This window comes from Bacteroides sp. f07, assembly GCF_042854785.1.
In the GTDB taxonomy this organism is placed as follows: Bacteria; Bacteroidota; Bacteroidia; order Bacteroidales; family Bacteroidaceae; genus Bacteroides.
In genome coordinates, this window is the sequence record NZ_BAABXI010000003.1 from 37191 (window position 1) to 49479 (window position 12289).

The following is a 12289-nucleotide window of genomic DNA, read 5'->3' on the forward strand; positions in this document are numbered from 1 at the left end:
ACACAATATTGGACCGGATCAATTTGTCACAAATCATTTTATAACGAAGAGGGTATGTGTATGGACATATTAAAAAGAATAGCGTCACTCGTCAATACCAAATCATTAGCACCAATCATTTGAAAAACAATATACAAGAAACGCTTTCCATCAATCTCCCTTAATTGGGCGGAGATAAGTTCAAATCTTACATTATCCAAATATATATCCTTTACAGAAGAAAAGATACCATTCAAGACGTTCTTGCTCCATTTATTCTTTTCCCACTGCAATGAATCATGATCCTTAATTACAAATTCCACATACTGTATCCATCTATCTATAGAACTTGAAAACTTATTTTTCACATCACCATAATTACTATTTTTAAGTTTGTTTCTCACAAACTCATGCAAATCTGGTGTTGAGTAGGCTATCAACTCATTCTTCAATTCACTTAAGGGCTTAAAGCCGGTGAATATTTTATCAAATTCTGCAAGCAACAAGTCACCATTACCCTTCGCATACATGCTTAAACGTAGTGTAAGCATATTGTCTGTGTCGCTTTTTTCTTTCAGAGTTGTACTGATTTCCACAGCATACGCACTTTCATCATATGAAAAAATGTGACCATTAAATAGAGATGTATATTCATATATCCCCCTCATATACTTCTGTTTTATAAAATCTGTATTTACAGTAACCTTTCTTTCATAATATTTATTCTTGTCAAACAGAAGTGATATTCTTTTTTTAGACCTACTATTATTGTACCTAAGATAGAAAGAAATCTGATTTTGCTCATATTTTATATCTTCAAGAATCGTCTTCTCAAGATCTTCCGGAGTAAAAAGATATTTTTCTCCCCCTACATTTATAGAATAAAAGTCTACTAACCGACCTAAATTTTCAGTTGTAAACATATCCACTTTATGTAATCTGTAAAAGCTATCAAAATCAAGCTTTGCATAATAGTCAGCATTTGTTTTCCACTCAGCTTGTGCACCATTAACCATTTGATAATCGTCAGGTTTACTCATAAAGCCGGTAAAAGTAAATTCATTCTTAAAAGGTGAATCATTTACCGTGCCTGTAACATATAGCACAAATGAGCCATTTTGATAATCTTTTCTTTTCACTACAGCCTCCGTTATTTTTATCATTTTCCCGTTTATTTGCAGCGTCTCTTTCTGTGCTTCAACAAGTCCTAACGCAACATTTATATCTCTAGACATATCAAATCTAAAATAAGCTGCAACATCCTCTTTAGTCACAGCGGGAACTGAACCGGATTGTTCGCTATGAGATTCTTCCTGTTGCCTGGGATGTAGATTCCGGGATTCAATTGGATCGTTCTCACCACAAGCAACTAATAACACTATACAGACAAGAAATAATAATCCTTTCTTCATATTGAAACTTTTTATCTTGAACAATTCACATGTCCTATTCCACATAAACATTACTGTCTTTTCAATATATATTGTTCTGCGAGCCGCCCGCTATTGTTGAAGATTTCCGTACTGTCAGACAAAACTACTGCGTCGCCGAGAACTTTATAATACGTTTTAGCACCCGATGAAGGAGTAACCAGTTCAATGATGTTTTCGCCTATCATATTATACACACCGCTTTCTTCAAAAATACCATTCTTCTCACCCAGATACTCACTCCGCAAATCATAAGTTGCATCACTATTAATTTTCAATGTCGTTTTGATACCACCACAATCGGCACAAGGCAATATGCCTTCATAGGTGCCATAATAATCTTTATTTCTGCTATCCACTACGCTGGCAGCACTATTTTCCGATTGTTTATATTTTTTTCCAGTTCCAATACAGCCTGATATTACTATTATCATGGCTGCTACCAATAAATACAATTTAATCAATTTCATAATTTAAAATATTCAACATATATTTTGAGGTTAATTATAGCTCGCAAGATCATTATATACAAAGACTTATTGTAAATGCATAGCGGCATATAACGAAATGATCTTCGTCTCACTCGCTATGCATTACAATAAAATTAGAAAAAAAAGAAAATTATTTAACCGTCACATTGATAGTTCCCGTTTTCTTATCCTTATCTGTAACTGTAATAGTAGTTGTTCCTGCCTTAACTCCTCTTATGTTGACTTTATTTTCCTTGACTGATACCGTAGCAATATTGACATCTTTCGCAACGGCAGAATATGGCTGTACACCACCTTTAACTGTTACTATACCATCTTTTCCAACATTCACTGTAATAGACTGTTTATCAAAATCCAGTCCTTTTTGGGGGTTTGGGGTCTCTTTTACAGTTCTTACAGTTACAGCAACTTTTCCTGTAATTCCCTTCCGGTCTGTAATAGTTATCATTGCTGAACCATCTTTTACACCAGTAATCACAATCGCATTTTTATTTGATTTCGCAACTGCAATTTTTGCATCACTTGATGTCGCCGTATATGGTGCAGTACCACCACTAACAGACACAGTAACCGTTTTACCAACTACAACTTCCACCCTATTAGGTCTGATCTTTAAGTTAGGTTTATCATCATCCTTATCACATGATACCAATACATAAGAAGTTAAGCAACAAATCATTAATGTCATCAATTTAAAAAAAGGTTTAGTTTTCATTTCTAAAAAAATTAAGTTAATAAAAAAAATATCAATGAGCACTCATAAACAAAAAAAGTAAGATTCCTCCCACTCTTTTTCTTCTCCGCAAAGATAACAAGCCAAAATTGCATTTGAATTATAAAACAATTTTAGAATTCTAACACATCTATTTATATACATCTAATAAACAGCTATTTAAAACAGTGAGATATTATTTTATCTCACATCAATTTAACACCTACTCGAGAAACATTAAGAAACCAATATTATTCCAATATCAGATCTAAAAAAATACAATGTTTCACATTGCTAATTTTGATTATATTGTCAATCCTCATAATCATACTGACACACTATTATAGTACCGACTATTACAGCGTACCTAACAGTATTTGAAAAAGATTCTTCTCATGATATCTCACGAATACCATATACTCCCCATAATATTATTCTTCATTAGTGAATAAGCTATTTTAGAGTGAAAACTTCACACATTTTTTAACTTATTTTATGAAAATCTCAAAAGATGATAACTAATTCAAAAAGTATTTTACCCAACAAACGGAATATTCTTTTTACAGGCTGAACGTGCTATTACTCATGCTATAATTGTGGATGACTAAAACGTATGTTCAAGTCATACTCAACGAATCTGCTGTAACACAAGATTTATTAAACAGCAAGAGATAAATAGGTAAGAGGGAGCCAATATAGAATACGCTAACTCCTGACGAATCGTACTTACGATTTTAAAATTAGTTAGTGGATGAAAAAAAGAGCAATCTACACCTCACAAAACAACCAGCTATGAATGTTACTATTTAAATGCCCAATCAATTGTGAATTTGGAAAGTTAGTATAGGACTTCAAGGCTATTTTACCTTTGGGAGAAAAATCACTTTTACAGTCCCAAGGAGAGGATCTCAAATGCATTTGTTGGACCACATCTAAGAAAGTGAACAGAGCATGGAGATGACTTAATTTACTCGTCAAGAAACTTTAACTTTTTTTTCTAGATATATCAAATTCAGTAAAAACGACTTAACCAAGGTTTGGTTTCTTTTGTATCTTTATCATGCAATCAGTACCTTTCATTTTAACAATATCCCGCAATAAACATACTTCGTTATAATTTAATAAAAAAAGATAAACTGCTATCTGATCCTGAATTGCATCGGTCAGATATACTAAAAACATAATGTTACTTAAATTGGCTACTTCTCTAAATATATAATGCTTATTTTTTAGAAAACTGTTTAATCTATTTTAACATTACTCTTCTCGATTGCTATATTTATTATAAAAACATTTAACGACATACAATCACTTCACCCAAGCATATTTTTATTCTAGCCATAAAAACACTAAGTCACAGTATATTAACTAAAAAAGTCGTCATATATATGTGTGTGTGTGGTGGTGTGTGGGCAAAATATCGCTTTATCGGTTCTTCTTCAAATTTGGTGATAAACTCTATTTAATCTCACCGGTCTTCCTCTTATTCTTCCTTAATCTTATGAAAAATTGTAGACATGTTTGCTTTTTAGTAACTTAAAAGACACCACATCATAAAGATGTTACAATGCAACAAACCATATCTACAACGTACAAATATACATCAAAAAAAGAAAATACCCCTACAAATAGGGAATTATTCCATGATTTCAGATTCAGTCTTTGCTGGGATAATCTGCAACAAGACTGGTTCATTGATAGTCTTTCTACATACGATCGGCAAGGGGGCTTCCTGTCCTTATTGCGGGCATTTCAGTCACCGACTGCATAGTTACCACTCCCATCATATTCAGGATCTTGAAGTTTACGATTATGCTTTGGAGCTAGTCATAAAGGTTGGTAAATATTATTGCGACAAAGTTTGTTGTCCCCGCAAAATATTCTGTGAACCATTATCTTTTCTGACTCGTTGGTATGGTAGACGGAACTATCTTGTCGAGGAACGCATCAGATCGATAAGCCTGGAACTTACTTCTCGAAAGGCATCTTCTATTTTGCGACTGTTCTATATAACGGCCAGTAGCTCTTCTTGCTTACGCATTTTATATACATTATAAAAGTATTTTTGTGGGCATTGATGATTTTGCCTATAAAAAAGGTAAGGATTATATGAGTGTGGTCGTAGACCAGATGACACACACCTATTGCTTTGTTAGAGGATAGAAGTGAAGAAGTACTTGACAACCAACTCATCCGGAATCCTCAAATACAATATATAACGAGAGACCGTGGAAGATGTTTCACAGAGTCTATAAACTGAATAATCCCCGGTTTACACAAACCCGCAACTGGTTCTATCTAATCAAGAATATGACGGACACGATGCTACCGGAAATAGAGAAAATGATTTGTCAGACCAAGCAAAAGCGAAAACTTTAATGCTGAATAACAACCATATCGAAATTTCTTTTTACGAGGGTGACCGTATAACACCCTCTGTAAAAAGAAACGATATCGATTCAAATTGAAAAGAAATCAAACTGTATTCTTCTATTTTGAAGGGAAAATAAAAAATAGATAGTATTAAATCACTTTTGTCATCTTTGGCAGTCCAAACCATTAGGCCACTTTCCAAAAGTTCAGTGACGACGTATTCATTATTCCATTCTCTGTCTCCGTAATCGTAAATACCACTGATAAGCGCCCCCAAGTAAGGCTCTATGCGAATACTGAAATCACCGGTAATGCAGCGGGCATACATACTATCAAATTTCTGATACATTTCGAATGTTTGGTCCTTGCAATTGAACTTTATACAACAAGTATCTTCTGCCAGAGAATGACCATTCCATTCTGCCTGTTGCCATACTCCGTTCTGGTTGACGGCATTGACTTCCAAGCCAGCTACAACTGTCTGGTCATCATCATTACAAGACAAACTGCAGAGCAGAAGAGCAAATAAAAACATAAGTTTGAAAAAATTCTTCATGTCGAATTTATTTTTTGATTAATTGATACGTTTAACTTTAATATTCAATGTACGGTCTGATGGGCGAGCACTGATGCCTTGGATGATTATCGGAAAAGTAAATTCGTCTTTCAGCCCGGCAGGAACCAATGAAGCATCCACAGTGACTACGATATCGGCTTCTCCACCTAGTGGAATCACTGCAGGTTCGGTGCGAAAAGTAGCATAGGCGGAAAGCATCAGAACGGTCAACCGCATGGGGTTATTGTTACTGGTGCCACATAGGATACATTCCGTGAAGCGGCCTCCATCTTTCACTTCACTGAGGTTCATTACATCCTGTTTGAGTCGAAACTTGTCCATAGCATAGGGATAGCGGTCCCATTCGTCCTTCCCTGGCAGTACGTTTCCTCTCAGTGTGAGCCATGTCACAGGCACTTTGTCCGAAGAAGAGAGGTAGAGAAACACATGAGTGTCTATCGTACTAGGGGGATTCTTCGGGTGGAATGTCAGGGTGACGGTCCGTTTTTACCGGGTAACAGTTTTTCATCATTGACGTTGGTTGTAACACAACTGCATGTTGGCATGGCACGAGAAATGATAAGCAGGCGGTTGCTTATATCAGTGCAGACAAATCGGCAGGTTACCGGAGCGTTATCCTCTATCAGCGTACCCATATCCTGCATTTTTTTACAAATCGCAGTAACTGTTCCGACTGTTTCATCAATAGAGGATTCAACAGCAAATCTCTTTGTACTTGTAAAGAAGCGGGGCTGTCCTGTGCACGGAGTACTCCGAACACCCCTGCTCCGGCAAGGAATGCAACTATTATTGTTTGGCTTAAAAGCTTCATCATTTCATCAAGAGATTACATCCAACCATTGTCGCCGGCCACTTTGCGGACAGTAACAGTGACAATCTGTTCTATTGCTTGCTTTCACTGTGATACGTGCCGTGCCGGTGGTTACTCCGGTCACTTCCATCAGTGTCCCGTTAGTTACCATTACGGTAGCGATGCTGGTATCGAAGGACATACAAGTGTAAGTATATCAGTATTTAATAATTAGGTATTTTTACACATGTGTCAGCTCATTTCATTTTGAGCTCATACTTGCCAGACTAAATGTCAAGGATACGTTAGTCTTAATTTGCTCCGCCAATTTACAAGGGGCTCATTTTGCTGTCTTATGCCGACATTTACTACCGGCGTAAGGTAAGTTTCAAATTCTCTTTCCTCCTTCCTCCATTGTAACATATATTGGCTACAAGCTTACATTGCCGCCAGTACTCCTCTTTACAGATGCAAATATGCTCTTTTATCTTTTTATTCCCTTTTTTTATTACGTAATTATATAGTCTTATATTTGCAATATAACATTATTGATTTTATCATGAAAAAAGTTTTGCATTATAAAGAAATTCAACGTTTTCTCCCAGAATTATAGTATATGTTTTATAACCATGCCAATAAGATAGAAAAGATAACGATCAAAATAAGCCCTCAAAACAAAGAGCTTGAAGATTGTATCAGATGTTGAGGTTTCAACAATATTAAATATTACTTTTATCTATAGTAACTAATTGGCAATAATATGAGAAAAATATTTATTCTTCTGTTTATTTCTTTAGCATTGTTATCCTGTCAAAAGAGGAAAACAATAGAAAAACAGAGTATCAAGTATTAACAAGTAAGGACGCATCTAAACCGTTTAGCTGTCTTGGAGAGAAACGTACTATTACGATTACAATTATAAAAAAACATTAATAACGTGAGTTCGAGATAAGATTAGTATGCGAATATTTCCGGTTACATGGATTTTTTCACATGAATAGACTGTACTTCAGGCTTCTTCAGCGAAGACTTTCTTAATAGAATACCTTGGCAAAGATACCCCACACCCGGGTATCCTCTATCCTCTACATTCCGTATTCCAAGCTTTTGTGATTTATATATAAATATACAATGCGATGGATATATACCGAACATACGGGCGATATACTGCCAACGTTTTTGTTCTTTAGGACTGATTTTCAACTTTATCTTGTATCAAATTCACGTTATTTAGTTGAATAAATATTGTATGCATTTACCAAGTAGTGTCTATCATTATGTTTCCCAAAGCGACCTTTTTGCATTATGCCGGAATGATAGAAATGCAAAAAAAGGAGTATCCTTCCGGCCAGCATACAGCACAGCGAAAACAGTATAGCCACTAATTTCTTCTCATTTGTGCAACTCCTTCTGTATTCATCTTCCAAACCTTGTATATCTGCTACCGAGATAGAAAATGGACAGATGTACAGCGGGTACACCAATTATCAATGCCAATATATACACCAGTTCATCCGTTCTCTCCAATAAAAAGATCCCCTAATTTATTTCCGGTTCACAATCCAAATTTATATTTTCCTGTAAAATACAGGATATATAGTCAAGTTTTCAAAGTTTTTCCCCTAGAAAATTTGACCTTAAATATTAATCATTCTTCCCTGCCTGATTGAACGAGAAATAAGAGAATATATCGCCAGCCGTTGGTGTTACCTTTAAAAGACGATTGCGATTGTCATTGTTAGGAAACACTATGACGGTCATTACGTTTTTTTCTATTTTAACGCTGCTCCATTTGCCGATAGCATTTTCCCATCTCACATCATCTATGCTAACGTCCCTGTCATCCTCTAATACCCCTGACAACCAAAAACTACCATAGTTCGTACATTTAAATACATAAGTGCCTCCTGTCACAGGAACCGTGATAATCTTCTCTTTATCCATCTTAACATCAGTTCCCCATTTCATCTTTTCCCAATCACCATCTTTACTTTCGCAAGCAGCAAACACAAATATAGATAATATGAGCATAGGAAGTAAATACAAAAAACTATTTTTCATCGTGTAATTAAAGAATATTCGAGGTTATACTGATAATAATTTTCCTGGGCACTCCGAGTACCGAAGTCATTAATCTCCGGACCTACATTCGCTTTAAATACATTGCTTAAATAATAACCATTTCTACTGCCACCCCAACCCCAATTACAATGAATTAAGTTTTGGCGTTTACCGTTTTTAGTAGCTGTAATACATCCGTCATATATCCATGCATGTCCTCCTGTATACTTAATTCTAACAAATAAAAATTTCTTTTTCCCTGAATTTCCCTGTGCATAGACGGGGGGTCCCAGCCTGATAGCATTTATAATTGATGTCTCATCATACTTCTTTAGCTTGGTAGCTTTCAGTCCGCCCCATTTATCAAACCAATCAATGGGCTTGTCCTCGCCGACACTTGTCGAATTCTTGTTTTTGTTCTTCTTGTCTACATTATATTTGGCTCCAAATGCAATCCCGAGGTATCTGCATAAATGTGCGATTTCATCCATTGACTGTGGCGTACTTGTAGGAGATAAACTACCATTATATTTTCCGCAATCAGAGATAATCCGTCTCCAATTCAAATTAGTACTGCCACTGGTTCCGTTATAAGACCAATCTACATGCTCCATCGTTTTAAAATGAGAAAGGAGTTGCGCTGTCGCTGTTACAGTACATCCTGTCACTTTATTAGGACAATATTTCCCGTAAGAGTTTGGGTTATTATAACCTCCTTGTGACCATTTGGTTTTGAGAATAGGATAGCATATGATTATTATGTCCCAACCATTGATTACAGATCGCGTAGCTTCATTACCCTGATATTGGTTGATATCTTCAAGCTCTGTCGCGATAGCTCCGTCCACAAAAGAAAGAAAACTCTCATTTTCTTCTTCGTCTAATTCCTCAAAATCATAGTTCCCCTCATCTATTATCGCAAAAATAGGGTCAGTGCGCTTATCGGCTGCAACTAATGCAAAGCCATTGTTATCAGAGAAGTTGACGACATACATTAACGTGTCCAAATCAATAGGAATATTTCTATTCTCATAACCTGAGCGTGTCTTGAATGTACCACGGCGAAGTGCCTTTACATTGGCAATTTCCTTGCTCGAATACTCTCCTACACTTCTCGTTTGCTTACTATCTTCCATGGCATCCATAAAATTAAGTATTACTTCTTGTGCTTCTTCAGGTGTCACCTTATAAGAAAACAGTGCTGTCTGTGGGGCGTTCTTCATAATTTCTTTCTCATAATTATCAGAACAAGAAAAGAAAAACAGTGAAATAAACACTGCGTTAAAGATGTTTTTAATCATAATGAGTTACTTAAATTAAAAGTTAGACATAAATACTGTTGGAACATTAGGCAATTTCTGATTGAAATTACATGCCTGCCAATAAAAACAGATATGTCTCGCCGTGTGATTATTGTTTTCATGTTCATTTTCCTTTTTAGTTTCTAAATTCATTATATATCTTTATCTTTTAAGTCATTCCGTAGCCAGAAATTCCCTATTATTTCCGTATCTACCGGTTTTAGAAAGTTAATACCTGATATCCTCTTTTCAGATAGTTTGCCAAAGGCTCTCCCATCGGCAATATATCATAATTGAGAGATTTCAACTTATCCGCTACCCCATATGCATTTGCGCAGGCAATACACGCTTCGACTTTTATACCGGCAGTCTTCATTTCACTGATTTTTTTCTGTAAAACGGCATCATTGGCTATTAATTCTGCCGAAGGTCCCCATATCACCAGTGTCACCTCTGAAAACCAGTTCTTTTTCTGGGCTGCATATGGAAACATAAGTGCTACACGTTCTGCTACCATAGGATCGTCACTGCTCCAGAGCAGTACCAGCTTATTATTATTTGACGTTCTGACAAGCTGTGTTAAATACATCAATACATCATCTGGATTTGCTCTCTTTTTATAATCAGGATTAATAAAAGCGTATCTGACTATGCATTTCTGATCAATGATATAGGTAGCCGGAACAGGTAATTCACCCTTATCATTGCCATTGTACCGACTCAATCCGAAACTGTTCTCGTATCGCCCGGCTGTTTCTGAGTCCAGTTTGAAAACCAAATCATATTTGCGTGCGATATTGTTGTCCGAATCCGACACGACCGTAAAGGACAAATTGTTCTTTTCAACTGTTGTCATGGTTTTATCAGGCAGCTCAGGTGAGATTGCAACCAAAGTGGCTCCCAATTGATTTATTTCCGCTGTTTTGTCAGCCAATCCTTTCAATTCCAAATTACAATATGGACACCAGCCTCCTCTATACCAATTAAGCACTACCGGCCCTTTCTTTAGCAATTGATAGAGATTAACCTCTTTTCCATTCTGATCTTTCAATGTAAAATCAGGGGCTTTATCGCCAGGACGGATTCCTTGACCTGCATTTTGAGCACTGGTCGTTAAAGTACCAGTTGCCATAAATAATAAAATTAATAGTTTTACAAATCTCATATAACTCTATTTTAAATGATTAATTTTTGAAGTCATCGCAAAGAAACGTTTCTTCAATTAATATAGTCGTGGTTTTATTCAAAACCTGACTTAAAAAACTGCTCTTTTATATGTTCAGCGGTATAAAAGATACTTTTTGCTATTTCTTTCATACTTTTGCTTTTTGTTTTAATTAAGACTGAAATAAATAAAAAATCCCTTACTCAAAAATGAAAAAAATTATCCGAAAAAGAAATTATATATTTTGATTGCTCCATCTTTTAGTTTTCTTATAGCTTTACCCACTTAATTTTCAATAAATTTTATTGTTTTTTTTAAGTTCCTTGTGTTCTGAACAACATCTTCTACTAAATCCATATCGCGAAGGTAGTGTATAGCATGCAGACATAAGGGCCTATAATAGCGCCTGAAAGTTTCTTCAATATCTCTTTTCTGTTCGTTCATGCTATATTCCTTCAAATAACATGATAAAAGTAACAACAATACATATAATTATAAACATATTTCCAATGTTTTATTTTCTTTAATCGGGAACAGTCGCAAAGAAAAGTAAAATTTAGTTTAAAAACCAGCAAATCAATATCTTAGTAGCAAAGCGGAAAGAAACAGTCATAGGCAAAAAAAGTCCCGAAAAGTAAGGTTAAGCCATAGTTCAGGTACTAAGTCATTACCTAATCCATGACACCCTACCACGACAATAACAAGTTTTGTTTCAGCATTTTACATAATTCTTCATAACTCATGATAGCGGGAAAGTAATTACCTTTACAAACGAATATTTAGAGTTATGAAAACAAAAAGAAACACCTTTAAAGTCCTGTTTTATCTGAAGAGAACAGCAGTGGTGCTTGATTTATTTACGATAGCTAAATAGTGGTACTAAAATGGTGCTAATTTATAGAATAGTTATTTAATCACAGCTATAACACACAATAAATCAACATATTATAAAATCATACATCATGTAACCCACTAACCTTCAATATCCAGTTTTAATTTATTTTGTTGATAATAGGAAGCAATATCGCTTAGTTTCAATTCTATTAATTCCTCTGATTCTTCCATAACTTTTACTACCTTCCATTCCGGCATGAGCAATAAATCAGGATATTGTTCAAGAATATATTCGACCAATACTAATTCACGACGGTAAAACTCATTAAGATGAAGATAGTATTTATACAGCTGTTCACTACTCTGCCCTACCGCAAATTCACTTCTTATATTGGATAATTGCATTAGTTGTTTCTGGGCCTCACGAACTTTCCGTTTATTTCGATGACGCCAGATACGCCACTGTATCAAATAGTATAATTGAATTCGTGAACAGAGTAATGCAAGTTCTATTTTAAAGTTATCAATACTCTTACATATAAATAAATCATCCATATTCATTAATGTAGACACCTG

14 protein-coding genes are annotated in these 12289 nt (G+C 35.3%); 2 read left to right on the plus strand and 12 right to left on the minus strand.

Annotation, left to right across the window (positions count from 1 at the left end; genetic code table 11):
• Positions 1–38: 38 nt before the first annotated feature.
• The 3 genes from ACGHVY_RS19950 to ACGHVY_RS19960 form a co-directional block, all read right to left on the minus strand.
• Positions 39–1442, minus strand: coding sequence for a hypothetical protein (locus ACGHVY_RS19950; RefSeq protein ID WP_390601054.1), 1404 nt, complete (start codon positions 1440–1442; stop codon positions 39–41).
• Complete coding sequence (locus tag ACGHVY_RS19955) at positions 1442–1879, minus strand: copper resistance protein NlpE (RefSeq protein ID WP_390601056.1); 438 nt, start codon at positions 1877–1879, stop codon at positions 1442–1444. Before ACGHVY_RS19955 ends, ACGHVY_RS19950 begins: the two co-directional genes overlap by 1 nt.
• Positions 1880–2030: 151 nt before the next feature.
• Positions 2031–2615, minus strand: coding sequence for a hypothetical protein (locus tag ACGHVY_RS19960; RefSeq protein WP_390601057.1), 585 nt, complete (start codon positions 2613–2615; stop codon positions 2031–2033).
• A gap of 1640 nt (positions 2616–4255) precedes the next feature.
• On the opposite strand from ACGHVY_RS19960, the gene ACGHVY_RS19965 reads away from it, so the two are divergent.
• Both ACGHVY_RS19965 and ACGHVY_RS19970 read left to right on the plus strand, forming a co-directional pair.
• Positions 4256–4669 carry a transposase family protein gene (locus tag ACGHVY_RS19965; RefSeq protein WP_390601059.1) on the plus strand — a complete coding sequence of 138 codons (414 nt, stop codon included), beginning with the start codon at positions 4256–4258 and terminating at the stop codon, positions 4667–4669.
• A gap of 178 nt (positions 4670–4847) precedes the next feature.
• A complete protein-coding gene (locus ACGHVY_RS19970) occupies positions 4848–4991 on the plus strand; it encodes a hypothetical protein (protein WP_390601061.1) in 144 nt (47 codons plus the stop codon).
• Between the two features lie 31 nt (positions 4992–5022).
• On the opposite strand, the gene ACGHVY_RS19975 is transcribed toward ACGHVY_RS19970, so the two are convergent.
• The 9 genes from ACGHVY_RS19975 to ACGHVY_RS20015 form a co-directional block, all read right to left on the minus strand.
• Positions 5023–5541 (minus strand): hypothetical protein, encoded by a 519-nt coding sequence (locus tag ACGHVY_RS19975; protein WP_390601063.1) that lies wholly within the window; start codon positions 5539–5541, stop codon positions 5023–5025.
• 18 nt (positions 5542–5559) lie between these two features.
• A complete protein-coding gene (locus ACGHVY_RS19980; RefSeq protein ID WP_390601066.1) occupies positions 5560–5988 on the minus strand; it encodes a hypothetical protein in 429 nt (142 codons plus the stop codon).
• 41 nt (positions 5989–6029) lie between these two features.
• The gene (locus tag ACGHVY_RS19985; RefSeq protein ID WP_390601067.1) at positions 6030–6197 is read right to left on the minus strand and encodes a DUF1573 domain-containing protein; all 168 of its coding nucleotides are present in this window, start codon (positions 6195–6197) and stop codon (positions 6030–6032) included.
• On the minus strand, positions 6185–6376 hold the full coding sequence (locus tag ACGHVY_RS19990; protein ID WP_390601070.1) for a hypothetical protein: 192 nt from the start codon (positions 6374–6376) through the stop codon (positions 6185–6187). The genes ACGHVY_RS19985 and ACGHVY_RS19990 overlap by 13 nt, the downstream gene beginning before the upstream one ends.
• A gap of 4 nt (positions 6377–6380) precedes the next feature.
• Complete coding sequence (locus ACGHVY_RS19995) at positions 6381–6554, minus strand: hypothetical protein (protein WP_390601072.1); 174 nt, start codon at positions 6552–6554, stop codon at positions 6381–6383.
• Positions 6555–7996: 1442 nt separating this feature from the next.
• Entirely contained in the window at positions 7997–8383 is a 387-nt protein-coding gene (locus tag ACGHVY_RS20000; protein ID WP_390601075.1) for a hypothetical protein, read from the minus strand.
• Positions 8384–8409: 26 nt separating this feature from the next.
• Positions 8410–9636, minus strand: coding sequence for a C10 family peptidase (locus tag ACGHVY_RS20005; RefSeq protein WP_390601077.1), 1227 nt, complete (start codon positions 9634–9636; stop codon positions 8410–8412).
• A gap of 298 nt (positions 9637–9934) precedes the next feature.
• Positions 9935–10879: a redoxin domain-containing protein gene (locus ACGHVY_RS20010; RefSeq protein WP_390601079.1), complete on the minus strand. Its 945-nt coding sequence runs from the start codon at positions 10877–10879 to the stop codon at positions 9935–9937.
• Between the two features lie 972 nt (positions 10880–11851).
• Positions 11852–12268, minus strand: a complete 417-nt coding sequence (locus ACGHVY_RS20015; protein ID WP_390601082.1) for a hypothetical protein — start codon at positions 12266–12268, stop codon at positions 11852–11854.
• Between the last annotated feature and the right edge of the window lie 21 nt (positions 12269–12289).